Source organism: Streptomyces sp. NPDC093260 (assembly GCF_040683715.1).
Taxonomy (GTDB): domain Bacteria; phylum Actinomycetota; class Actinomycetes; order Streptomycetales; family Streptomycetaceae; genus Streptomyces; species Streptomyces sennicomposti.
On sequence record NZ_JBFBEK010000044.1, the window covers coordinates 1 to 22,086 of the forward strand.

The window sequence follows — 22,086 nt, forward strand, 5'->3', positions numbered from 1 at the left end:
CCAATCCCTCGCAGGCCTCGCGGGGGCCCTCAGGGGGGGGTGGGTGCGGCCCCCCCCCCCCCCAGCGGCCCGGGTACGGGCGCCGGAGCCGGGCGCGCCGGCCGGCGCCCACGGCTGACGGAGACGGGGCGCGACTGCCCTCATCGTGGATAGGCGGAGGGCACCTCAGTTCTTCCCGAGCGCATTGGCGGCAGCCTGTCTGATCTTCTTCGTTCGGCCTTTACGGGAGACAACACGCAGAACGTCCTGGTCGGCGGTCGCATCGACGGCCCTGTGTTGAAGCCAGTCGGACCAGCTGGCCATGAGCTCGTCTACGGCTTCGGCTGACACGGTGCCCTGTGCGAGTGATTCCAGGACTCCGAGATCATGCGCCCGGCGCTCCGAGAAGGCACGCACAGCCGGCGCGAGAAGATGTATCCATCGCTGGCGTTCGTCCCTCGGGACGCGTTCCAGTACGTCGCCGACGACACCGGACGCCAGAGGACCGTCCGGCTCCAGTGACACCGCCTGAAACAGCAACGGCAATGCCGCGGGCGTGTCCGTCGCCGCGCGGTAGAGAGACCAGCGCTCGTGATCGTCAGCGTACGAGGCTCCATCCTCGTGCCGGCCGACAGCCTGCTCGAGCTTCGTCAGCACCTCAGGCAGAGCCGGGGAGGGATCAGCAACCACGCGCCTCGAACCTTTCCATGGCGACTCGGACATCTCTCCGGGCGTGCGGATGTTCTCGCAGTGGCAGGGCGTCCGACCCTGCGCGCTCAAGTCCACTTGTGTGGAAGCGCCCGCACCCCGGAGAACACCCTGGAACAGTTGTACTCGATCAGCGGGGTCGCCCGCGCCTTCGGTATCTCGTTACCGACCCTGCGTTACTACGAGGAACGCGGACTGATCCTGACACCGCGATGCACGGTCGGGAGCGCCCGTACGACCGTGCCGCCATGGAACAGCTCGCCTACGCCCAGCTGTGGCACCCCGACGGACTGATGCCCCTCGCCGACACCGCCGGCCCGTGTGGGGGTAGGGAGGCGTGAGCCTGCGGGGGGTGAACTGGCCGCTGCACGCGGCTTCGAGGGTCACGGTGTGGGTGCGGTGAGATAGCGCTGGATGGTGGGGCCGAGCCAGTCCACGATCTCCTCGCGGCTGAGGGCCGCACTCGCCGGGAACCGCAGCACGTAGCGCGTCAGCGCGAGCCCCAGCACGGTCGCGGCACATAGGGCCGCCCGCGTCTGCGCCTGCTCCGGCTCGGGGCACACCAAGCGGGCCAGCGGGATCAACTGCTCGCGCAGCACGTGCTGCATGCGTTCCGCTGCGGCCTCGTCGGTCGCGCCGACCCGCATCAGTGCGGTCAGCCCCTCGTTCTCCTCCCACAGGGCGAGGAAGTGACTCACCAGCGTGCGGCCGATCTGCTCACGGGGTTCGAGGGGCACGGCGGGCAGTCCGGGGTCGACCGCGACGGCGGCGGCGAACAGGCCGGCCTTGCTGTCGTAGTAGCGCATGACCATCGACGGGTCGATCTGCGCATCGCGCGCTATGGCCCGGATCGTCGCCTTCTCGTACCCGTCCGCCGCGAACCGTTCGCGGGCTGCGGCGAGGATCGCGGCGCGGGTCGCGTCGGAACGCCGGACGGCCTGCTGATTCTTCGTGGTGCCGGTCATGCCCACGAATGTAGGCCAACGACTGTTGACAGTCCAGGGCGGCCCCTCTAAATTCGCCAACATGCGTTGCCAACGTGTGTTGACTTCGCTCATCCGAACGGACAGCCCACAGCGAGAGGACACACCGAGATGGCCACCGTCCAGAGCCTCGACCCGCACACGCCCTGGCCCGCGCAATTACGGGAGAGCACCGGCCCCATCGTCCTGGCGAACACCTTCGTCGTGCCGGGGGAGAGGGCCGGGACGTTCTCGGACCTCTTCCTCAGGCAGGCCGAATTCATGAAGGCGCAGCCGGGTTTCGTCTCCATGCAGATGCACAGGGGGACAGCGGGCAGTCAGCTCCTGATGAACGTCGCGGTCTGGGAGTCGACCGGCGCCCTGGCCGCAGCGCTCAGCAGCCCGGAATTCCAGCGCATGGCGGCCGAGTTCCCCGACGACATCGTGTTGTACCCGCACGTCTTCGAGCAGGCCGACGTGTGACACCGACGGCCAGGCCCGTGCGTCACGGGCGATCTCCTCCGAGGCGCACGAGCTTGGCCGCCCCACCCGCACAGCTCGCCGACCCTTCCGAATGTCGAAGGAGAACCACCATGTCACTGAAGAACGTCAACACCGCCCTGGTCACCGTCTGCGCCGTCTTCGTGCTCTACCTCGGGCTGTCCTTCGTCCTGGCCCCGGAGGCGTCCACCCACGGCGTCGGCCTGCCGGACTGGACCGCCGGCAACGGTGACGGCTTCCTCATCATGAAGGGCACCCGCGAGGTGGCGATGGGCCTGGTGCTCGGCGTCCTGCTGACCACGGGCCACCGCCGCGCCCTGGGCTGGGCCCTGCTCATGGAGGCCGTCGCCCCGCTCGGCGACATGCTCAACGTCCTGGCCCATCACGGTCCCTACGCCGCCGCGTTCGGCATCCACGGCCTGACGGCGGCCCTGATAGCGACCACCGGCCTCCTCGTCCTCCGCGAGACCGGCAAGCCTCACCGGGCCCCCGCCCCTGCGCCCACCGGGCACTCCGTCTGACAACCGCACCCTGCCGACCCCGATGAAGGGGACGTCAAGGATGCAGATGCGTTTTGATCGCGCGGCACTCGTCCATCGCCCGGTGACCCTCGGCGGCCTGGTCCAGCTGAAGATGGGATCGAACACCGCGCCCGGTTCGATCCGCCCCGACATGACGCGCCACACGAGGTCGGGCAGAAAGGCGCGCATTGGAGCGAACCGCCACGAAGACCGACAGGGGCGTAGTAGAGGGTCTCGGCGCCGACCGTGACGTCGTGCGGGACGCCGACGAATCCCACGTTTCCGCTGGGGCGCGGCGAAAGGAGGGCCTGCCGGATGGACTGCGGCATCAACTCGAAGACCGGCAGGCGATGGCGTAACAGCCGCAGTGCTGACGCCGTCAAAAGGCGGCACTACCTGTCACCGGGGTGGTGCCGCCTCACCTTGTTCCCATGGCTGAGGAGCCGGCCGGCTCCTCGCGCTGCCTGCGTGAGGCCGACCGCATCCACATAGCCGACCGGTTGCGGGAGAAGGCTGCCGTCCGGACGACCGCAGCCGAGCTTGGCCGCAGCCCGTCAACCATCAGCCGGGAGATCCGACGACACCGGACCGTCCTCCCCGACGGCCGTTGGTACTACCGGCCGCACGCTGCCCAGCGCCGGGCGGACAAACGCCGTCCAAGGCCCAAGCTCGCCAAGACCGGGCGATTATGTCGTAATGACCGCCGAACGTGACGCTCGGCCTCAGCCGGAACGGCCTGCCTGCCAGCGCCTGCCGAGCGCATCCGGATCGGCCTGGAGTCAGCCCCCCGGCGCTGGCACGTCCCTGTCGCCCGTCGCCCGCCGTGCGGCGTTCCGGACGGTCCTGCGGGCCGCCGCGCGCTGGTTCTTCGCCCACACACCGATGGGGTAGCCGGCCCACACCGCAGAGACCGGCGGGAGGAACATCCCGTCGTGCGCGGCCGCGTCGGCGCGCGCCACAGCGAGCCCTTCGGCCCACGGATCTGCGGGGAGGGGCGGCCGAGCCTCCGCGGCCGGGCCGCCCCTCCCCGTCCGCTCACGGGAGGTACTGCACCGTCACGGGGGCGGTGTTGTTGCGCTGGTCCGGGTCGGCGGACGGGTCAGAGCGCACCGAGACGCTGCCGCGGGCCCCGTCGACGCGCCGGTCCAGGCGTACCCGCAGGACGGTGCCCGCCGCGGCGGGGCCGGGGCAGGCCACGGGGCCGTCCGGGCGCGGGCCCCGGTGGCAGTAGGGAACGTCGCTGTCGTGGTCCTGCGGCGGTACCTCGATCAGGCTGACGCCCGCCGGGAGGGTCACCCACACCGTGCCCCGCCCGAAGGAGTCGGTCCAGCCGTCGCCTCTCGGATACGGCACGGTCGCCTCGACCACCTGGCCCACCCGGCCCTTGACGACGAAGCCGACGGCCTCCACGTCGTCCTTCCCCGTGGTCTCGAAGGACAGCCCTCCCCCGACGGCCCGCTCGCCGGTTTCGGCGCCGGCGTCGGGGAACGCGCTGCCGTCGACGGGCCGCAGCCGTAGCGGCGCCCCGCTGCCGTGCGGGGCCGACGCGGGCAGCACGGCGAGGTAGCCGACGTCGGCCGTGCGCCACACGGTGTAGGTCACCGTGCCGGTCTTCGCGCTGCGGCCGGCGACGGCGGTGAGCGCGCCGTCGGTCTCGTACGCCGCCCCCGCGGGCAGCGCTCCGGGGAAGTCGCACTGCGCCCTCGTGGCCCCGCTCGCCTTGTCGTAGCGGCAGTTGGCGTACCGGGGCAGCAGGCCGGCCCCGAGGGCCGACACCACGACGCTGATGCCGCCCTCGACGGCGATGTCCCCCTTGTTGCCGAAGGCCGGCGTGAGCCGCATCCGGCCCCCGGGTGGGACCTCGGCGAGCCTGTCGAGGTCCGGGCGGGCCGTCAGGCGCGGGGAACCGGAGATCACGCGGGTGGTGTGCCGGACGGTGGGCGCGTCGGCGCTGCGCACGGTCATCCTGATCGTCCCCGCCGGGCCGGCGGCGGTCCCGGGCTTCGGACGGACGGAGAACGGGGTGAAGTCGGCTCCCTCGCCGAACTTCAGGGAGCCCAGCGCGCAGTGCACCCGGTAGCCGGAGCGGGCGCAGCCGTATCCCTTGTGCACGGAGGTGATCTCCGCCCTGCCCTGGAAGGCGGTCAGGTCGAAGTCCGCCTCGACCCCGCCGACGGCCCCCTTGCTCGTGGCCGCCAGCTCGCCGCTCCCGCCGGACGGGGCCGCCGACGCCGCCAGGACGACGTGGAACTCGGGAGCCGAGGGCGCCTGCTGGAAGGCGCTGTACCGGGGCAGGTAGTAGACGTTCGGCGCGGAGCGGAGCCGTAGCAGGCCCTGCCCGGAGGAGGTGTCGCCGCCGTGAGGGTCGGGCGTCCAGACGGTTCCGCCGCGCCCGGCGGTCCGGTGCCCGCCCCGGTCCGCTCCCGTCCTACCGCCCGCACGGTCCGTGCCGTCCCCCGCCGACGCCACCACCACGGCGGCCACCAGCACCGAGGCGCACGCCACCAGCGTGCACCACCGCTTCCCGCCCGTCCTCGCAGCACCACCCATGTGACCTCAGACCCTCCGCGGCCCCGCCTGGTTGCCCCGGCACGGCGAGCGGACCGGCTCCCGCACCGGTTCGGGCGGCCCCTCACCGGTTCTCACGGGCTCGCCCAGGCCGCCAGGTCAGCCGCCAGGCCGCGGACGGCTTCGGGCAGTTCGCCGACGGCGATGTCGGCCGGCGTGACGCCCTCCAGGATCCTGCGGGCACCACCCGGCCTATGACACCGGCCGCCGTTACTGCGCCACCCACTCACCGAAGAACCGGCCCGACGGCGAGAGCGAGGAAGCGGTGAGCGTTCTCGTCCGGTGCCTGCCCGCTCTCGCCGACGACGTGCTGGTTGCCGACCTGGCGGCAGATGTCTCCTGGCCGAGCAGGCATACCGCCGACGGGGTCGGCCGCGCTCCGCGGAATCACCGCACTCCGCCCGTGTCACGGCGGAAAGCGAGGCTAGCGCGACGGCAGCGGAGCGTTGGCAGGAGCCGCGAGCATGGATTCGCCGTGGCGGCACGGCCGTTGGGCTGTTCTTCGGGTGCGCGGACAAGACCTGACGGCGAGAGCCGGGCGATGAAGGGCAGAGCGGGAATTCCAGTGCCACGGCTGCCTTACGTGCGGGGATCCGAGCACGGTCCTCCGCAGCTTCTTCTCGACCCTGAATGGGAGTCCCATGCCTCGTTCCTCTCCGCCCGATGTCCGCGACACGTCGTTGCGGTGGCTTCGTCGGCTGGCACGCCGGATGACGACCGGTGTCGCGGCGGGCGCGATCGTGCTCGGTGTCGCAGGGAGTACGACTCTCCTGGCACCTGCGCCCGCCCAGGCCCACGGCACGGACTGGGGTGACGCGTTCTCCAACCTCGGGCCGGCGACGCAGGCGGACTGGATGAAGAACCTCGCCGGCGGAACATGGCTCGCTGCGCTGTCCTTGCCCGGCACCCACGACAGCCTCTCCATCAAGAACCTGCCGATATCGCAGACGCAGGAAGACGTCGGCGGGAGCGGCAACACCCTGACGGCGCAGTTGGAGCGGGAGTCCGCGCCATCGGCATCCGGGTCCGTGTCACCGGGAACGGGTACTTCACGGTGCATCACGGAAAGGTGTACCAGAACGCGAATTTCGACGACGTGCTGGCCAAGGCGCAGGACTTCCTCGGCAAGCACAGGACCGGGACGGTCGTCATGCGTCTGAGGGCCGAGTGCTCCCGCGGGACCGAGTCCGTCGGCGCCGGGGACTGCGGGAACGATCCGAAGACCGTCGACAGCGCGAAGATCGAGTCGATCTTCGCGAGTTATGTGTCCCGCTACCCCAACCTGTTCTACGCCCCCGTCGGTCTCCCAGGGAAAACCGGCCGGCGTGCCCCGGCTCTCGGATGTGCGGGGCAAGATCGTGCTGGCAGTTTCGACCACGTCGACCACCAGTACGGGATCAGGTCCTTCAAAGACCATCAGGAGGACGACTACGGGCCCAACGGCGTCCCGGAGAAGTGGAACTTCGTCAAGGCGAACATCGACCAGGCCGTACGCGACGGCAGTGGTGAGATGTTCGTGACGTACACGTCCGCCTCCGACTACAACGGGGACCTCACGTCTGGCACATCCGGCACGGCGTCGATACCGAGCAGGCGATCAGAGCGGCCGGTTGGGGCCTCTTCAGGGTGACGTCCCGCCCTTTGTCCCCCGTGTGAGCTACAAGCGAGTGTCCACTGCACGGTGACGATTTCCTCCACACCGAATCCGTAGTGTTCGAATCACCGCGGAACGTCGGGCCGCGGACCGGAGAGGGAACCGGAGTCGGAACCGGCAAAAGGAGTTCACGTCATGAAAGCCTGGAAGGTAGTCCTGCAGGTAGTCGTCGTCTTCGCGGTCTACGCGGTGTGCGGCGGTCTCACCAACGGGGCGAAGGACAACCCCTGGCTCTCGCTCCTGGTGGGCGCCCTCACCGTGGCTGTGATGACCTTCGTCTACCGGTGGGCCGTGCGGCGCACCGAGAACCGCGAGGTGACCGAACTGCGGGGGATGGAAGCGATAAGCGCGACCTTCTGGGGCCTGGTCCTGGGCACGCTGATGTTCCTCTGCGTCATCGGCAACATCTACTTCCTCGGTGACTACAAGGTCCACGGCATCGACTCGGTGAGCGGGGCCATCGGACTGATCGGCTTCATGGCGGCCGCCGCCTCGACGGAGGAGATCATCTTCCGCGGGCTGCTGTTCCGGCTGCTGGAACGCGGCACGGGCACGTATACCGCCCTGGTACTGTCCGGCCTCGTGTTCGGCGCCATGCACCTCCTCAACGACGACGCCACCGTCGCCGGCGCCCTGGCCATCGCCATCGAGGCCGGCGCCATGCTCGCCGCCGGTTACGCCGCCACCCGCAACCTGTGGCTGCCGATGGGCGTGCACTTCGCCTGGAACTTCATGGAGTCCGGCGTCTTCAGCACCCAGGTCTCGGGCAACGGCGACACCCACGGTTTGCTGGACGCCACCCTGTCGGGCAACCATCTGATCACGGGCGGCGAGTTCGGTCCCGAGGCGAGCATCTACTCGGTGGCTTTCGGCACGCTGCTGACGATCTGCTTCCTGGTCGTGGCCCACCGCCGCGGCAACATCGTCCCCCGGCGCCGTGCCGGGCGCGTCGACACCCTCGCGGCGCTCGCCCGATGACGGAACAGCGATCCGCCGGTCCGCCGGAGCACTGGACGGACGGAGCCGGGCACCGCGAGAGCGGTGCCGGGCACCGGCCGACCGGGCTCCGGCTCCGGCCGTTGGTGAACCGGGCCCGCCTGGACGGCATCCGACACCGTCTGGACAGCACCCGGGAGCGGCTCGGTGGAGTCTGGTACCGGCTGGACGTCGTCGTCCGGGACCTTCCCTTCGGGCTCCTCCTTCTGGTCGGTTCCTTCCTCCCGGCGCTCCGCAGCAACGGAACGGTCATCGGGGGTGTCCCCGACCGCCCGCACGACGCGGTGGCCGTCGTGGTGATCCTCCTCGAAACCCTGCCCCTGGCGGTGCGCCGGCGGTGGCCGACCCTCTCCCTGGTCCTGGTGTCCGGCGGGTTCGCCGTCGACCAGCTCCTCGGCTACCACACCTTCGCGGCCACCGCGATGGGCGTCGTGCTGGTGAGCACCGGCTCGCACCTGGAACGGCACCGCCGGAGCTTCGTGGCCGGCCTCACCGTGGCGTACGTGGCGCTGTCGGTGGGCCTCTCCCACCTCGGCACGGGCGAGACCGCCACGGAGTTCACGACCTTCTACATGGCGCTGGGCCTGGCCTGGGGCGCCGGAAGCTGGCTGCGCACCACCCGGCAGGCGGAGGCCGAACGTCGCAAGCGGGTCGCGGTGGAGACACGAGACGCCGAACGCACCCGGATTGCGAGGGAGTTGCACGACGTCGTGACCCACCACGTGACGGCGATGGTGGTGCAGGCGGAGGCTGCCCGCTATCTGACCGCCGCGCCCGAGCGGCTGGAGCAGTCCCTGAGCGCCGTCGCCGACACCGGGCGGCGGGCGATCACCGATCTGCGGCACCTGCTGGACCTGCTCAACCCCGATCACGGCACCGGGAACGGCGGCGAGGTTGCGGCCGAGCCGAGGACACCGGCCGTCGGCCGCGTCCTGACCCTCGTGGAGCAGATCCGCCAGGCGGGCCAGCCGGTGGATTTCACCGAGGAGGGCGCCCCGCCGGAGTCCACCGGCAGTTCCGACCTCGTGGCCTACCGGGTGGTGCAGGAAGCACTGACCAACGCACTCAAGTACGCTCACGGCAGCCGCACTTCGGTCACCGTGCGGCACGGCGAGAGGGAGATCACCGTGGAGGTCAGCACGGACGGCACCGGCTCACGGGCCGCCGCTGTCGGTGGCAGTGGACGGGGGCTGGCGGGTCTGCGCGAGCGGGTCGACGTGCTCGGCGGGGACTTCAGCGCCGGCGCCGTCGCGGGCGGCGGCTTCGTCGTCCGGGCGCGGATACCGGCCGGGGGCCGCTCGTGAACACACCTCCGCCGTCCGGGTCCGCGCCGACCCGGGTGCTCGTCTGCGACGACCAGGCGCTGATCCGCATGGGCCTGGTCACCATCGTCGACGCCCAGCCGGACATGGAGGTGGTGGGCGAGTGCGGTGACGGCCAAAAAGGAGTCGACCTCGCCCGCGAGCTCGACCCGGACGTCGTGGTCATGGACATCCGCATGCCGGTCCTCGACGGCCTCGAAGCCACCCGCCTGCTGGCGGGGGCCGGGGTCGCCCACCCCGTCAAGGTCCTCGTGGTCACCACGTTCAACCTCGACGAGTACGTCTACGAGGCGCTGCGCGCCGGAGCGAGCGGCTTCCTCCTCAAGGACGCCCCGCCCGACCACCTGCTGCACGGCATCCGCACGGTCGCCATGGGCGCGGCGCTGCTCGACCCCGAGGTCACCCGCCAGCTCGTCGGCCGGTACGCGACCCGCATCCGCCCCACCGACAGCGCCCCCGAGGACCTTCCGCTCACCCCGCGTGAGCTGGAGGTGCTGCGGTTGATCGCGGACGGCCTGTCCAACAGCGAGATCGCCGCCGCCCTCGTCATCAGCCAGGAGACGGTGAAGACGTTCGTCTCCCGCATACTCACCAAGCTGAACCTGCGCGACCGCGTCCAGGCGGTCGTCTACGCGTTCCGTCACGGCCTGGCGAGCTGAGCCCCCACGGGCCTGGACGGCTGGGGGCCAGGGTCTTTCGTCCGGATCAGGCCGGATCAGGGAACGGAGTCCGGTGCCGTGCATCGCAGGCGGAGGAGGGCGGCAGGGCGGAGCCCTGACAACCGACGACAACGTGGCGAGGCGCGGTGCCAGATCCCGCGAGCCCGGCATGATCGGTCGAACTCCGGCAGCATCGCGTCGCTGCGCAGCACCCGCTTCACCTCACGGCGGCGCTTGCTCGGGGGCGGCATCACCTGCTCCAGGCCCCGGGCAGCCGGTGGGGGCGGTGCGGGTAGCGGGGGCCGGACGCTGCGGGCGGGGCCGGCCGATCCGGTGGCGTGTGCGGGGATGAGTACGAGTGATCTCCTCCAGTCGTCGGGTGACAGCGCTGCGCCCCGCTGATTGAAGCGCTCCGGGTCTGATGGAGGCTTGATTCCCTGAGAGGATCGAGTCATGGCCCGTCCGTCCCCATGCCCTGCCGGGCTTCGTGAGCGTGCGGTGCGCATGGTCACGGGGGTTCGCTCCAACTACCCAGCTGAGTGGGCCGCGATGAAGGCGGTCGCCGTGAAGCCGGGCATCGGTTCTCCCCAGACGGTTCGGACGTGGGTCCGCAAGGCCGAGGTCGACGCCGGCCGGCGTCCCGGGGTGACGTCGCAGGAGGCAGGCTGTTTTGAGGGGAGATGCGGCTGCTCCGGTACTGGTGCCGGTCTCGAGTACGCCAGATCTGTCCCAGATCATGGGCGCAGCCAGAGTCGAATCGAGGCGATGATGATGGTGCCGTGGAAGATGTAGGCACGCTTGTCGTACCTCGTGGCCACGGCCCTGCAGGTCTTGAGCACATTGATCATTCGCTCGACTTCGTTCCTCCTTTTGCGGATCGTCTTCACTTGTCAGTCGATGATGTCGACGACCTCGCCGAGGTCGACGAACTTGAAGCCGGTCGCCTCGCGGTCGCCGTCGCCGGGAGTCTCCTCGCCGTCCTGGACGACGAGCAGGCCGTTGGGGTAGCGCCTGCCGAGGGGGGCGTCGAGGGCGGCGGCACCGTCGCAGACCTCGGAGCCGTCAAGGGTGGTGGAGGCCGCGACGATGCGGAAGGCGTTCTCGTACTCGTTGTCCTCGTCGCGCTCGCGGTCGTAGGCGACGAAGGTGTTGTCGCCCTGGCTGGAGGCGAGCAGGTAGCCGTCGCCGTCCGGCTCGTCGACCAGGGTCAGGCCCTCGACGTCGGCCGTCAGGTGCGTGCCGCCGAAGCCGGGGTCGATGCCGGGCGTGCACTGCTCGGTCTGCTCGTCGTACGTGCCCGGCACGCCGTACTCGCGGACCTTGTCGATCAGGGTCGGGGTGCCGGTCAGGCCCGCGTCGATGCGCCAGATGCCGACGTCCTCCTGACCGGCGTACAGGGTGCCGTCCGCGGGGTCGACGACCATGCCCTCGACCTGCGGCAGTTCACCCGGCTCGGCGCACGGCGTCCAGGGGGTCCCGTCGGGCAGGCGGAAGGAGGCGGGCAGGTCCAGGGTGCGGACCTGGCGGTAGCCGACGGTGCCGGTCGCGGTGGGGACCAGCTCCAGCAGCGCGATCCGGGTGCGGTTGCGCTGGCTGACCAGTGCGTAGGAACGGCCGGTGGCGCGGTCGGTCCAGGTGGCCAGGCCGTATGCGGTCTTCTGCTTGTTGATCTCGGCCTGGTCGGCGGAGAACACGGGGCGCGCTCCCGGGTCGGTGACGTCGGTGAGCGGGCCGCCGGGCTTGTCCCGGTCGATGCGGTAGATCCGCAGCCGGTCGTTGCCGCGGTCGCTGACTACCGCGACGTCCGCGCGTACGCCACCCAGCCGCAGGTTGTGTACCAGGTCGACGTTGTTGAAGCGACCGGGCTTGTCGTCGGCGCTCGGGCCGGCCGGGGCGGGGATCGACTGCACCTGGTGCGCGTCGAGGTCGTAGACCCGCAGACCACCCTGCTTGGCGGTGGCGATCACCAGGCTGCGGCCCGGGTCGGCGGCGTTGCGCCAGATCGCGGGGTCGTCCGCGTTGGCGTTACCGCCGGCCTCGTCGTCGAACACAGGCGCGGTCTCGGCCTTCGGCCGGACGTTGCCGATCCCGGAGGCCTGCGCCGGGAGGGCGAAGGAGGTCGCCAGTGTGGTGCAGAGAGCCAGCGCGGAGGCGTGAGACGCCAGACGTGTCGTCATGATCCTTCCTTGTATGAGGGGTTTTGCCCTGATAGGGAAGATGTTCACGTCCCTGGCTGTCATGTACACGACTGGGGCGTGGACGGTGGTTGAACACATCGCGAAACCCGCGGAGTGAGGGCTGGGCCGCTTCGACCGACCCCGCACGCGCGCGGCGGCTCCTGCGGCCGGAGCACCCAGCAGGGGACCGGCCGCAGGAGCATCGGTGGTGAGCGGGACCGGTCAGCCGATGGCGATGCCGTCGACCAGGAAGACGGTCGACAGGTAGGCGTCTTCGGCGCCGGCGAACTCCAGTTTCACCGTCCTGCCCTTGTAGGCGGACAGGTCGACGGTCTTCTGGACGTATCCCGCGCTCGCGTTGGCGTTGGAGTAGGTGGCCAGTGTGGTGCCGTTGACGTTGACCTTGAGGGTGTCGTAGGCCGCGGAGCCGGACTCCTGGGTGCTGACCTCCAGCCAGAAGGTGAGCTTCGGGGCGCCGGTGGAGGGCACCGCGATGTTCGACTGGGACAGGGACTCGACGGCGTTGGTGCCGTAGCCCATCATCCAGGCGTACCAGGACCCGTCACGTGCGGCCTGCAGGGACGAGTTGGTGATGATGTCGTCGCTCTGGGTCCAGCCGCTGGCGCCCTGCTCGAAGCCGCCGTTGGCCAGTGCGTTCCCGCTGGGGGGATCGGTCGGATCGGGGGTGGGGGTGCCGGTGCCGGGGTCGGGCAGGGCGGTGCCGACGCTGACGGCTGCCCAGGCCTTGGAGACGAGGTACCGCTCCTGGGAGTTGGTGCCGTACAGGTCCGCGGCGGCCTGCAGGGTAGCGGTGCGGGCGCCCGCATAGTTGGTGGTGGAGGTCATGTAGGCGGACAGCGCCCGGTACCAGACCGCTGCGGCCTTGTCCTTGCCGATGCCCGCGAAGGTGTCGTTGTTGCAGGTGGTCCCGTTGTGCGAGCGTCCGCCGATGGTCTTCGCCCCGGTGCCCTCGGCCGCCAGGTAGAAGAAGTGGTTGCCGATGCCGGAGGAGAGGTGCACGTCCACCGAGCCGGCGTTCGAGTTCCAGCAGGACAGCGACCTGCCGTCGGCGGCGGGGTTGTCCATCCGGCGCAAGTAACCGCCCGGAACGTTGAGCTGCTCGCCGATGTAGTAGTCGCCTGGGTCGCTGCTGTTGTTGGCGTAGAACTCGACCATGGTGCCGAAGATGTCGCTGGTGGCCTCGTTGAGGCCGCCGGACTCGCCGGAGTAGTCGAGGTTGGCGGTGGCGGCGGTGACGCCGTGGCTCATCTCGTGGCCGGCCACGTCCAGCGCGGTGACCGGGGTGTTGCCGTTCTGCGAGGAGCCGTCGCCGAACAACATGCAGAAGCAGTTGTCGTCGTAGAAGGCGTTCAGCACGTTGTTGTCCACGTGCACGTACGCCGGGGCGCCGCGGCCGTCGTTGCGGATGCCGGAGCGGTCGAAGGTGTTCTTGTAGTAGTCCCAGGTCTTCGCCAGGCCGTAGGAGGCGTCCACGGCGGCGCTCTCGCGGCTGGAGTTGGTGCCGTTGCCCCAGGAGTTGGTGGTCTTGGAGAAGGTCCGGGCGTTCTGCTTCGGGCTCGACTGCGGGCTGTTGTACGAGTCGTAGACGATCGTGCCACCGTGCGCGGCGTCGGTGAGGGTGTAGCCGCTGCCGGTCTGGGTGGTCTCGATGGAGACCTGGCCGACGGTGACGCCGTTGCCGGTTCCCGTGATGCTCTGGTGCAGCTCGTACTGGTCCAACGGGGCGCCGCTGGATGCGTCGACGATCACCGCCTGCCGTGAGGCCGGGCCGGTCTCGCCCGCGCCCGTGACGGTCGAACGGTAGGCGAGGACGGGCACCTTGCCGACGGCGTACACCACCAGGGTGCTGTCCTTGCTTCCGGCCTTGGCGTGCCTTACGTGCTTGGCGTGCCTCACGGCCGCAGCCGAGGCGTCGGCCGCCGTAAGCTTCGGAGTGGTGCCGGCGATCCGGATCGCGCCCTGGTGCGCCAGGTCCGAGCCGGTGATCGTGCCGTTCTTGGCGAGGTGCACCACCAGGTCGCCGCCGATCACCGGCAGGCCTCTGTAGGTGCGGTCGTAGCGCACGTGCCGGGCGCCGTCGGCGTCGATCAGCACGTCCTTGGCCACCAGACGCTCGTCCGGGCCCAGGCCGAGCGCGCGGGCGGTCGCGGCCGCGTTCCGGCCGGCCGTGCGTATCGCCTCGCCGCGCGCGCCGACCGTCATCGCCTGGAACCCTGCGCCAGGTCGGGCCGCGGAGGTGTCGGCGGCCGCGGTGGGCCGGGGGGCCGCGGTGGACTGGGTGGCCACCGCGGTCATGGAGCCCAGTGCGAGGGCTGCCGCGACACCGGCCGCCAGAGCGTTCTTGCGGTTCATCGCAATCCTTCCGCCGGGCCTTGTCGGGGAGTTGGCCGCAAAACGTCATCTGAGGTGCGGAGGGCGTTCAACAGCGATTGGCTCGGCTGTGGCCAAGAGGCTAGGGACGCGGGGTCCGGCCGACATCAGGGCAACCCCTTGACCTGGACCGGGGAGGACCTGCGGGCGCACCATGGCCCGATGCCAGACCCTGCGATGTGGATGAACGCGTCCCACGAGGCCGGCCCCGTGCTGCCGGTGGTACCGGAAGACGTGCACGACACCCGCCGACTGGTCCTCTTCGGGCCGCCCGGAAGCGGCAAGACCACCGCGGCCGGGGCCCTGGGGCGACGACTGGGCCTGCCCGTCGTGCGGCTGGCCCCGCGGCCGCAGGACGCCCAGGTTCCCTGCGCAGGGCTCCTCGAACTCGCGCTGGCCCTGACGGCATTGCCCGCCGGGCGGGAGCTGACGGCGGCACTCGACGAGGCCGCCGGTCGGCCGGGTCTTCCGGACGATGCCGGTCGGGCCCTGCGGCTGCGCCGGCAGACCGCCGCTGTGCTGCGGGAGGCACCACCCATGACGCTGATGGTGGACAACGCCCAGTGGCTGGACCCGGCCAGCGCGGCCGTCCTGGGCTGGGCACTGCGCCTGACCCCGGACCTTCCCGTCATCGCGGCCGAGCGCAGCCGGCCCCCCGGGTCCGCAGGCCTTTGGTACGGGGAGGACACGCGCGCGGTGCGCGTCCCGCCCCTGACGGCCCCTCAGGTCGCGACGCTGCTGTCCCCGTACCGGCTCACCCCCCGCGAGGTCACCCGCATCCACGCACACAGCGGAGGAAACCCCGCACTGGCCCTGGCGCTGGCCGACGCCGCACGCCCGCGCCCAGACCGGGATGATGAAAGCGAGTCGGCCCTGCCGCCGACGGTCCGCCGACTGGTGGGCGAGTGGCTGGACGAGGTACCGGCCCAGGTACAGGAACTGCTGACGTTCGCCGCACTGGACGACCGGCCCGACCTCGAACTGCTCGGCCGCCTCGCCGGCCCGACAGCCGAGGCCCTCCTCACCCAGGCCGAAGCAGCGGGGCTGCTCGACATCGAACGGGCGGACAGGAGCGTACGGTTCACCGCCTCCGCGATCGGCACCGAACTCGTCGCCCGGCTACCGGGTCACGCGCGCAGGCTCCTGCACGCTCGCCTGGCCGAGGCCAGCCGTGACAGTGTCCGTCGCGACCGGCACACCGCGCTGGCGGCCGATGGGGCCGACCCGCAGACGGCCCGCCGCGCCGCCCGCGCCGCCGTCCGGGCCCGGCAGCGCGGCGACCACGCACTCGCGGCAGAGCTCTCCCTCCTCGCCGCCCAGCGCACCCCGCACGACGACGACGAACTGCTCACCGAACGGGCCCTGACCGCCGTACGCGACGCCGCCCACTACGGCGACCTCACCCGCGGCCGCCGCCCGCCTCGTCCTGGGCCACGACACCACCCCCTCCCAACGTGTCGACGCCCTCGTCGCCCTGATCGACGCGAGCGGCCAACACCTGCACAGCGCGGACGAACTGTTCGCCGCCGCACTCCACGCGGCGGCCGGACGACCCGACCTCACCGCGCGGATTCTCATCCGCCAATCCATCTGGGCCAACGTCAACGAGGGCGACCCCCACCGCGCGTGCGCCCTGGCCGGCCGGGCCACCACCCTCGCCGAAGCCGCCGGCGACACCACCACCACCGTCATGGCCCTCACGATGCAGGCCCGCCTCCAACGCGTCCTCGGTCGCCCCGGCGCCGAGACCACACTCGAGCGCGCACTGTCCCTGCCACGCACCGCCCCCCTTCCGGTCAACGCCACCCCCCAGCACCTCGCCGCCCGGCACGCCCTCTTCGACGACCACCCGGACGAGGCACGCACGGCGCTGCTACCCCTGCTCGTCGAAGCCGAGCGGACCGGAGACGCCGAGGCGACCGTGGACATCCTGCGCAGCCTCGCCGAAACCGAACTCCGCGCCGGACGGTGCGCCAGAGCCCTCCACCACGCCCACCGCGCCCAGGCACTGACCGACAGAACCGCTCTGTCACCCGCACCGGCGTGCTACACCTCCGCCCTCGTCGAGGGCACCGCCCGGCGTACCGACCTCGCCCTCGTCCACGCACGCCGCGGAGTCGACACCGCCCGGCAGGAAGACAACAAGATCTTCCTCTCCCGCAACCTCTTCGCCCTCGGCCACCTCCTCCTGGCGACCGGCCGCCCCAAGAAAGCCCTGGAGGCCCTGGAGGAGGTCCGCGCACTGGAGGAGGTCCAGCAGGTCCACGACCCCTCCATCCTGCGCTGGCATCCCGAACTCGCCGAGACCCTCGCCGCCCTCGGCCACCTCGACCAGGCACAGGGCCTCCTGGACGACACCCGCCGTACAGCCACCGACCTCGGCAGGCACACGGTCCTTCCTCCGCTCGAACGCGCCCAGGCGCTTCTGGATGCCGCCCGTGGCGACTACGACACCGCGGCCCGGCGCCTCACCGAAGCGGCCGACCACCTTCGCCACCTCCCCCTCGAACACGGCAGGACCCTGCTGGCGCTCAGTCACACCGAACGACGCGGACGCCGCCGCGCCAGCGCCCGCACCGCCGCGCAGAGCGCCGCCGACCTCTTCACCGCCCACCAGGCACAGCCCTGGGCCGAAACCGCCGCGCACACGCTCAGTCGGCTGGAAGCCGCCTCCACGGACAACAGCGCCCACCCCCGCCTCACCTCCGCCGAGCAACGCTGCGCGGAACTCGCCGCCGCCGGAGCGAGTAACCGCGACATCGCCACCACCCTCACCGTCAGCGTCAAAACGGTCGAAGCGACCCTCACCCGCGTCTACCGGAAACTCGGCCTGCACTCACGCTTCCAACTCGCGCACGCCGTCACACCAGCACGTGAGTGACCCGCCCGTACAACTCCAGGAGCCGCCGGGTTCAGTCGTGCACCGGGCGACGACGTCTGGCCTGCACCACGGATCGTCAGATTTCTCGCCCGCCACTCCATGACTGCACCTGTCGGGGGCTCGGAAGTGGTAAGCCCGCAGCGACAGTTCCGAGCGGGGCGACGGAACCCTGTTCGACTGAACAAGCCTGCCACCGGCGGGCGGATGGCCCCCGAGCCTCGGGCGTGACGCCGTTTCGCGGTTACGGGGTACCGGCCTGCTCGGTCGCGCGGGTCCAGGTGTTGATGATGATGAAGGTCTTGGTGCCCTCCACCTTGCCGCTCCGGCGTACGGCATTGATCACCTGCTGGAGATGGTTCACGTCCCGGACCCGGAGCTTGAGCAGGGCGTCGGAGGTGCCGGCGATGCTGTGGCTCTCCTCGATCTCCGGGATGCTCTGGGAGATGTCCTGGATCTCGTCGCTGTCGGTCGCGCCGAGCAGGCGGATCTCGATGAACGCCTGAAGCATGCCTGCCCGGCTGTCCTCGATGACCGCGGTGTAGCCGCGGATCACACCCGCCCTCTCCATGCGCTCTATGCGGCGGGCGCACGGAGCCGCTGAGAGTCCCACAGCACGTGCGATCTCCGACACGGGCGCTCGCCCGTCCTTGCGGAGAATGTTCAGTATGTGACGGTCGATCGTGTCCACGGCCAACTCCCCGAATCATGCGCGCCACGCACAAGTCGCGCGCTGAAAGCCCCGTTGCTCCTTACAGATCGAGTGAACCACGCTCAACGTGTGCCTGATGACGCCCGACCTGTCGCCTGGGGACCGCCGTCCTGTCATCGTCATGGTGTTCGGGTGATCCCCGGCTGGAGGACCGCACCGCCCAACCTCTACGGCGCGGACTCCGACCAGGTGACAGGTGCGCGGGTATCCCCGGCACCCCGCGGCCGGCCCCACATCCTGGGGCCGGCCAGGTACCGAATCAGGTCCACCAGCAGCGATCATCGCGCAGGCCACACAAGAGCTGACTTCGACGACATGATCACGAAGCTGTGCTGTTGAACCCGATTCGTGGCCCCGCCAGGACGCATGGCGAGCACCGGAGCGGGGCGTCATCGATGTCGACTGCGCTCTTCGGGCCTCGTGGCCACTGGGGTGGCCGGAGGGTGTGGCGCGGCGGACATGGCCGAGGTGGTGCTTCGGCTGCCAGTCGTTTGCATCCGCCTTTTCGGTGCAGCGGCGGTGCGTCAGCCAGGTTCCCCGAAGCAGCAGCCCACCGCACCGCCGTGATCCGCCTGGTCGGCATGGGCATCAGGCTCGTGCACGACGTACCCGACTGCATCCCCGCCGGCTGACCGTGCGCGCAGGTCCAGACTCTGCTGACCCACCAGGTGCGCATCGGGAGTGCGGCGGGCCGACCACCTCAAGGTGGCCCCCGGGCAGGCACAGGGCATTGCCGACCGTTGCCACGGCCGCACCAAACGTACACCAGTGCCACCATCGCGCGTCGAGACGGGTGGACCTTGCAGCGCCGGTCGCCCTCACGGGTGACAATCAGCATGGTGACCCACTCGACGAGCGCATGCGGCAGGTCGATCACGGCAGGACAGATGACCAACGAGGCCCCCGAGCAACGTGATGGGGACGTGGACGTCAGACCTCTCGATCAACGGACCGGGGGTCTCGCTCGCTGCGGCTCGCAGACTGTCACCCGATCGGTGGCCACCTCGAAGAAGCTCACTCATTCAGCAGCCCTTCTGTCACCAGAATGGACCTGAACCCGCTCTCGCATGTACAGCCATGCAGACGCCAACCCATCTGCACTGCTTCCCTTCGGTCACCGATGAGTTTCGGTGTGCCGGACGGTCCAAGTCGGCACACCCAACGCAGGGAGAATCTGATGGGCAAGACGCGCTTGCGTCCGATGGCTCACATCGCCCGCCGCATGTTCGAGCTTTTGGAGCCGATCTGCCTGGTCACGTTCCTCGCCGACGAGTGCAACGAGGAACTCTCCGCACTCGGCCACCGCACTTACTGGGACGGCTACTTCGCCAGCCGCGCCGCACCCCTGGGACGGGTGCCGGCCCACGTCGTGCACGCGGCCTTCTACAACTTCGCCGCTGGGGAAGCCGCACGGCACATCCCCAGCGCCTGGGAGACGATCTCGCCCGAGGCCTCCGTCGCCGCGCGGGAACGGGGCAGCGCCGCCTCCTTGCGGCGCATCCTCGGCGACGAGCTGGCCGAGTCCCCGGGCCTGGTGCGGGCCGCGGACCTGACCACCAAGGCCGCGACGAGCGCCCCTACCGAAGGCCGGGTGATGTACGCCGGCATGCGCACCCTTGAGGTACCCAGCGACCCCGTCGCCCGGCTCTGGCATTCCGCGACCATGCTGCGCGAGCACCGCGGCGACGGGCACATCGCCGCTCTCGTCGGCGCGCGCATCGGCGGCACGCAGGCCCACGTGCTGTCCGCCCTGGAACTGGGCATCCACCCCCCGGAGTCGTTCGGACGCATCCAACACCTGCCGGCAGAGCGCCTGGCCGCGGTCATGGACGATATGCGCGAACGCGGACTCATCGACATCGACGGCCACTTCACCGACGTCGGCCGAGCGACCAAACAACGCATCGAAACCCTCACCGACGAACTCGCCACCCCGCCCTACGACGCCCTGTCTCCCGCCGAACTCGACGAACTGGTCACCAGCCTCGAACCCATCACTGCGGCCCTGGTGGCCACAGGCTCAAGGTGACACGCAGAAATTGCTGCAGAACCGCCCTGGCGGGCACAAGGGCCCGCCAGGGGCGTTTCAGTCACAGCCTGTGCCCGACGGCGAGTCTCATAGGTGACAAGAAGCCTGCCTATGTGACAACTGTCTTGCTTTGGCTCAGCTGGCCGCGAGCGCGGCGGCCGCGGTGACCACGACGCCCGTCACGACCACCGCATCCCGATGGCAGACAGCTGCTCCACTCGTTCCGGGGGCAGCGTCGCGGCCCGGCCGCGCTGGTTGCCCATCCAGCCACCAAGCCGCAGCTCACGAACCTCCTGGCCCTCGCTGCTGCCGCTTTCGGGCAAGCGCAGCACCGGGTCTTCGCGGCTGTCAGGCCACGGCCGACCAGGCCCGGGCCCTGTCACCGGACGCTCGGTGACCATGGAGGACACGGGGCCCGCACCCCTCCTGCAGCGCCCTATCGGCATGGCCGGGCGACCGGAGCCCCGCGACCGGTGGTTGCGACCCGTCCCAGGGCGCGCTGAGGCAGCGGGGTCAGTGGTCGAGGGCGTCGGGGAGGATGGGGTGGCCGTCGTCGACTTCGTCGACGCCGACGTTCGGCCATGCCCTCGAGGACCTTGTCGGTGACGGATGGAGTTGGTCTGCCGGGAGACCTCGGCACCGTATGCCTCCGCCGGGCCAGCCTGGAGCTCGTCGGTGGACAAGCCCTCGGCGGCAAGCGAGATCACTACATCGTCGGCCCTGGTCAGGCCGCCGCGTCGACATGCCGTTCACATCGAGCGCGGCGTGCAGAGCGACAGCAGCGCGCCTGTGCACCGGGCCACGCAGTGGGCGCAAGGCGCCAGCGGCCGGGACACTGGCGGTGAAGCTGTAGCGGCCGAGCAGGTTCGGGTAGCGGTGCTTGAGTGGGGGGAGCCGGGCGATGTCCTCGTCTCGTATCTCGTGGCCTTCGACGCGAAGCTGGGCGACGGCGGCGTCGATGTAGAGGGTGGCCCAGAGAACGATGGCGTTGAGAACCAGGCCGAGCCCGCCGAGCTGGTGGACTGGCACGCGAACCTGGACCTGGCCGCCGTAGGCACCATGGCTGTCGGGACCCAGACCAAGAGCGTCGCCACCGGGCGCTGCCTCGGCTCCCACTACTCCGGGGGTGATCCCCGGCTGTGACGCAGCTCCTGTCGCCCCCGGGGGAGGCCGCCGTACCGTTGTCCGCACCTCCCCGCCCGGGCACGCAGTGCCCGCGACCGGATCACCCACACCGGAACACCCAGGACAGGCGGGCATACGCACAGGACGGTCCACCATGCCCACCGCGCTCTCGCCCGTCATCGCCGCCTCCGCACGCTGGCTGCTGGCGGCCTTCCCCCCGGCCACCGGCCCGCTGGACCAGGCCCTGGCCGAAGCCCAGGCAGGCCATGCGGCCACCATCGCCGCCGCCCTGCGCTACCCCACCGCGCTGGACGCCGAACTGCTGGACCTGCTCGGCCCCGGCGGCTCCGGCCGGCTGGACTTCGTCACCGGCGCCGACGCACCCCCGCTGGCGGACGCGACCCACGCCTGGCGCACCCAGGTCGACGAGACCGTCGTCAGCTGGGCGGCCTGCCTGCTGGCCGACGCCGACCTCGCCGCCCTGGCCGCCGCCTGCCTGGCCGCCACCCACCACGGCCCCGACAGCGTGGGCGACGCGCGCCGGCTGACCATCCCCAGCCCGCGCGACTACCGCGCGGCCCCCCTGCTGCGCCACCCGGACTTCCTCGGCCCGATCGCGGACCTCCACCGCGAGACCCTCCTCGGCCTCCTCGGCGCCGCCCCGGCCGTCACCGCCCCCGAACCCGGGTGACCAACCGTCGGGCCGCCGCGGCCCGCCGCACTCAGGCGCCTTGAACAGAGCCGGGAAACGCGGAGCGAGCCAGGGCTTGCGCCCCCCCGACCAGGGTGCGGCCCTGAGCGAGGGGACCCCACTGGCCCCGGCGCCCGAGCGCCATCAGGAGAAACGTGACCGGCTCGATGAGGATGGTGCTGCCTCTGGAGCGCGGCATACGCCTGTGGCGGG

Annotated in this window: 18 protein-coding genes and 10 pseudogenes; 14 read left to right on the top strand and 14 right to left on the bottom strand. The window is 70.8% G+C overall.

The window, feature by feature from the left end; all coding sequences use genetic code 11:
• Window positions 1-165 precede the first annotated feature (165 nt).
• Window positions 166-669 (bottom strand): hypothetical protein, encoded by a 504-nt coding sequence (locus AB0N63_RS34010; protein WP_365535434.1) that lies wholly within the window; start codon window positions 667-669, stop codon window positions 166-168.
• 60 nt (window positions 670-729) lie between these two features.
• On the opposite strand from AB0N63_RS34010, the pseudogene AB0N63_RS34015 reads away from it, so the two are divergent.
• Window positions 730-864: pseudogene (locus tag AB0N63_RS34015) on the top strand (hypothetical protein); the annotation flags it as partial.
• A 206-nt stretch (window positions 865-1,070) separates the two neighbouring features.
• Here the strand turns inward: AB0N63_RS34015 and AB0N63_RS34020 are convergent.
• The gene (locus tag AB0N63_RS34020) at window positions 1,071-1,652 is read right to left on the bottom strand and encodes a TetR family transcriptional regulator (RefSeq protein ID WP_365535436.1); all 582 of its coding nucleotides are present in this window, start codon (window positions 1,650-1,652) and stop codon (window positions 1,071-1,073) included.
• Window positions 1,653-1,781: 129 nt separating this feature from the next.
• Here AB0N63_RS34020 and AB0N63_RS34025 point away from each other — a divergent pair, with 129 nt between their 5' ends.
• Window positions 1,782-2,132, top strand: coding sequence for an antibiotic biosynthesis monooxygenase family protein (locus AB0N63_RS34025; protein WP_365535438.1), 351 nt, complete (start codon window positions 1,782-1,784; stop codon window positions 2,130-2,132).
• A 110-nt stretch (window positions 2,133-2,242) separates the two neighbouring features.
• The gene (locus tag AB0N63_RS34030; protein ID WP_365535440.1) at window positions 2,243-2,671 is read left to right on the top strand and encodes a DUF4267 domain-containing protein; all 429 of its coding nucleotides are present in this window, start codon (window positions 2,243-2,245) and stop codon (window positions 2,669-2,671) included.
• A gap of 34 nt (window positions 2,672-2,705) precedes the next feature.
• On the opposite strand, the pseudogene AB0N63_RS34035 reads toward AB0N63_RS34030, so the two are convergent.
• Window positions 2,706-2,994, bottom strand: a pseudogene (locus tag AB0N63_RS34035) (IMP dehydrogenase); the annotation flags it as partial.
• Window positions 2,995-3,126: 132 nt separating this feature from the next.
• Here AB0N63_RS34035 and AB0N63_RS34040 point away from each other — a divergent pair.
• Window positions 3,127-3,339 (top strand): annotated as a pseudogene (locus tag AB0N63_RS34040) (helix-turn-helix domain-containing protein); the annotation flags it as partial.
• 367 nt (window positions 3,340-3,706) lie between these two features.
• On the opposite strand, the gene AB0N63_RS34045 reads toward AB0N63_RS34040, so the two are convergent.
• The 3 genes and pseudogenes from AB0N63_RS34045 to AB0N63_RS34055 form a co-directional block, all read right to left on the bottom strand.
• Entirely contained in the window at window positions 3,707-5,221 is a 1,515-nt protein-coding gene (locus tag AB0N63_RS34045; RefSeq protein ID WP_365535443.1) for a hypothetical protein, read from the bottom strand.
• A gap of 92 nt (window positions 5,222-5,313) precedes the next feature.
• Window positions 5,314-5,418 (bottom strand): annotated as a pseudogene (locus AB0N63_RS34050) (transcriptional regulator); the annotation flags it as partial.
• 47 nt (window positions 5,419-5,465) lie between these two features.
• Complete coding sequence (locus tag AB0N63_RS34055; protein WP_365535445.1) at window positions 5,466-5,594, bottom strand: hypothetical protein; 129 nt, start codon at window positions 5,592-5,594, stop codon at window positions 5,466-5,468.
• A 522-nt stretch (window positions 5,595-6,116) separates the two neighbouring features.
• On the opposite strand from AB0N63_RS34055, the gene AB0N63_RS34060 reads away from it, so the two are divergent.
• The 5 genes and pseudogenes from AB0N63_RS34060 to AB0N63_RS34080 form a co-directional block, all read left to right on the top strand.
• Window positions 6,117-6,869, top strand: coding sequence for a phosphatidylinositol-specific phospholipase C domain-containing protein (locus AB0N63_RS34060; RefSeq protein WP_365535447.1), 753 nt, complete (start codon window positions 6,117-6,119; stop codon window positions 6,867-6,869).
• A gap of 159 nt (window positions 6,870-7,028) precedes the next feature.
• Window positions 7,029-7,871 carry a CPBP family intramembrane glutamic endopeptidase gene (locus AB0N63_RS34065; protein WP_365535449.1) on the top strand — a complete coding sequence of 281 codons (843 nt, stop codon included), beginning with the start codon at window positions 7,029-7,031 and terminating at the stop codon, window positions 7,869-7,871.
• A complete protein-coding gene (locus AB0N63_RS34070; protein WP_365535452.1) occupies window positions 7,868-9,193 on the top strand; it encodes a histidine kinase in 1,326 nt (441 codons plus the stop codon). Before AB0N63_RS34065 ends, AB0N63_RS34070 begins: the two co-directional genes overlap by 4 nt.
• Window positions 9,190-9,870 carry a response regulator transcription factor gene (locus AB0N63_RS34075; RefSeq protein ID WP_365535454.1) on the top strand — a complete coding sequence of 227 codons (681 nt, stop codon included), beginning with the start codon at window positions 9,190-9,192 and terminating at the stop codon, window positions 9,868-9,870. Before AB0N63_RS34070 ends, AB0N63_RS34075 begins: the two co-directional genes overlap by 4 nt.
• A 453-nt stretch (window positions 9,871-10,323) precedes the next feature.
• A pseudogene (locus AB0N63_RS34080) lies at window positions 10,324-10,533 on the top strand (IS3 family transposase); the annotation flags it as partial.
• A 71-nt stretch (window positions 10,534-10,604) separates the two neighbouring features.
• Here AB0N63_RS34080 and AB0N63_RS34085 read toward each other — a convergent pair.
• The 3 genes and pseudogenes from AB0N63_RS34085 to AB0N63_RS34095 form a co-directional block, all read right to left on the bottom strand.
• Window positions 10,605-10,742: pseudogene (locus AB0N63_RS34085) on the bottom strand (transposase); the annotation flags it as partial.
• A gap of 18 nt (window positions 10,743-10,760) precedes the next feature.
• A complete protein-coding gene (locus tag AB0N63_RS34090; RefSeq protein ID WP_365535456.1) occupies window positions 10,761-12,047 on the bottom strand; it encodes a phytase in 1,287 nt (428 codons plus the stop codon).
• 222 nt (window positions 12,048-12,269) lie between these two features.
• On the bottom strand, window positions 12,270-14,420 hold the full coding sequence (locus AB0N63_RS34095; protein WP_365535459.1) for a M4 family metallopeptidase: 2,151 nt from the start codon (window positions 14,418-14,420) through the stop codon (window positions 12,270-12,272).
• Window positions 14,421-14,621: 201 nt separating this feature from the next.
• On the opposite strand from AB0N63_RS34095, the pseudogene AB0N63_RS34100 reads away from it, so the two are divergent.
• Window positions 14,622-15,008 (top strand): annotated as a pseudogene (locus AB0N63_RS34100) (AAA family ATPase); the annotation flags it as partial.
• Window positions 15,009-15,557: 549 nt separating this feature from the next.
• Here AB0N63_RS34100 and AB0N63_RS34105 read toward each other — a convergent pair.
• Complete coding sequence (locus tag AB0N63_RS34105) at window positions 15,558-15,878, bottom strand: hypothetical protein (protein WP_365535461.1); 321 nt, start codon at window positions 15,876-15,878, stop codon at window positions 15,558-15,560.
• A gap of 250 nt (window positions 15,879-16,128) precedes the next feature.
• On the opposite strand from AB0N63_RS34105, the gene AB0N63_RS34110 reads away from it, so the two are divergent.
• Window positions 16,129-17,319: a LuxR C-terminal-related transcriptional regulator gene (locus AB0N63_RS34110; RefSeq protein WP_365535463.1), complete on the top strand. Its 1,191-nt coding sequence runs from the start codon at window positions 16,129-16,131 to the stop codon at window positions 17,317-17,319.
• A gap of 241 nt (window positions 17,320-17,560) precedes the next feature.
• On the opposite strand, the gene AB0N63_RS34115 is transcribed toward AB0N63_RS34110, so the two are convergent.
• Both AB0N63_RS34115 and AB0N63_RS34120 read right to left on the bottom strand, forming a co-directional pair.
• Window positions 17,561-18,007, bottom strand: coding sequence for an Lrp/AsnC family transcriptional regulator (locus AB0N63_RS34115; protein ID WP_365535465.1), 447 nt, complete (start codon window positions 18,005-18,007; stop codon window positions 17,561-17,563).
• 778 nt (window positions 18,008-18,785) lie between these two features.
• Window positions 18,786-18,923, bottom strand: a pseudogene (locus AB0N63_RS34120) (IS5/IS1182 family transposase); the annotation flags it as partial.
• A gap of 282 nt (window positions 18,924-19,205) precedes the next feature.
• On the opposite strand from AB0N63_RS34120, the gene AB0N63_RS34125 reads away from it, so the two are divergent.
• A complete protein-coding gene (locus AB0N63_RS34125; protein ID WP_365535468.1) occupies window positions 19,206-20,057 on the top strand; it encodes a MarR family transcriptional regulator in 852 nt (283 codons plus the stop codon).
• An 804-nt stretch (window positions 20,058-20,861) separates the two neighbouring features.
• Here AB0N63_RS34125 and AB0N63_RS34130 read toward each other — a convergent pair.
• Window positions 20,862-21,074: pseudogene (locus AB0N63_RS34130) on the bottom strand (Tn3 family transposase); the annotation flags it as partial.
• Between AB0N63_RS34130 and AB0N63_RS34135 the strand changes: the two are divergent.
• Both AB0N63_RS34135 and AB0N63_RS34140 read left to right on the top strand, forming a co-directional pair.
• Entirely contained in the window at window positions 21,075-21,200 is a 126-nt protein-coding gene (locus tag AB0N63_RS34135) for a hypothetical protein (RefSeq protein WP_365535471.1), read from the top strand.
• A gap of 136 nt (window positions 21,201-21,336) precedes the next feature.
• Window positions 21,337-21,873, top strand: a complete 537-nt coding sequence (locus AB0N63_RS34140) for a hypothetical protein (RefSeq protein ID WP_365535474.1) — start codon at window positions 21,337-21,339, stop codon at window positions 21,871-21,873.
• Between the two features lie 33 nt (window positions 21,874-21,906).
• Here AB0N63_RS34140 and AB0N63_RS34145 read toward each other — a convergent pair.
• Window positions 21,907-22,051: pseudogene (locus tag AB0N63_RS34145) on the bottom strand (sterol-binding protein); the annotation flags it as partial.
• Window positions 22,052-22,086 lie beyond the last annotated feature (35 nt).

What these genes read in the sequence shown, in the direction of transcription:
- AB0N63_RS34020 (WP_365535436.1), bottom strand. Translation starts at nt 1,652, where the DNA reads ATGACCGGCACCACGAAGAATCAGCAGGCCGTCCGGCGTTCCGACGCG.
- AB0N63_RS34095 (WP_365535459.1), bottom strand. Translation starts at nt 14,420, where the DNA reads ATGAACCGCAAGAACGCTCTGGCGGCCGGTGTCGCGGCAGCCCTCGCA.
- AB0N63_RS34125 (WP_365535468.1), top strand. Translation starts at nt 19,206, where the DNA reads ATGGGCAAGACGCGCTTGCGTCCGATGGCTCACATCGCCCGCCGCATG.
- AB0N63_RS34055 (WP_365535445.1), bottom strand. Translation starts at nt 5,594, where the DNA reads ATGCCTGCTCGGCCAGGAGACATCTGCCGCCAGGTCGGCAACCAGCAC.
- AB0N63_RS34065 (WP_365535449.1), top strand. Translation starts at nt 7,029, where the DNA reads ATGAAAGCCTGGAAGGTAGTCCTGCAGGTAGTCGTCGTCTTCGCGGTC.
- AB0N63_RS34060 (WP_365535447.1), top strand. Translation starts at nt 6,117, where the DNA reads ATGGCTCGCTGCGCTGTCCTTGCCCGGCACCCACGACAGCCTCTCCAT.
- AB0N63_RS34045 (WP_365535443.1), bottom strand. Translation starts at nt 5,221, where the DNA reads ATGGGTGGTGCTGCGAGGACGGGCGGGAAGCGGTGGTGCACGCTGGTG.
- AB0N63_RS34140 (WP_365535474.1), top strand. Translation starts at nt 21,337, where the DNA reads ATGCCCACCGCGCTCTCGCCCGTCATCGCCGCCTCCGCACGCTGGCTG.
- AB0N63_RS34030 (WP_365535440.1), top strand. Translation starts at nt 2,243, where the DNA reads ATGTCACTGAAGAACGTCAACACCGCCCTGGTCACCGTCTGCGCCGTC.
- AB0N63_RS34090 (WP_365535456.1), bottom strand. Translation starts at nt 12,047, where the DNA reads ATGACGACACGTCTGGCGTCTCACGCCTCCGCGCTGGCTCTCTGCACC.
- AB0N63_RS34070 (WP_365535452.1), top strand. Translation starts at nt 7,868, where the DNA reads ATGACGGAACAGCGATCCGCCGGTCCGCCGGAGCACTGGACGGACGGA.
- AB0N63_RS34025 (WP_365535438.1), top strand. Translation starts at nt 1,782, where the DNA reads ATGGCCACCGTCCAGAGCCTCGACCCGCACACGCCCTGGCCCGCGCAA.
- AB0N63_RS34110 (WP_365535463.1), top strand. Translation starts at nt 16,129, where the DNA reads ATGGCCCTCACGATGCAGGCCCGCCTCCAACGCGTCCTCGGTCGCCCC.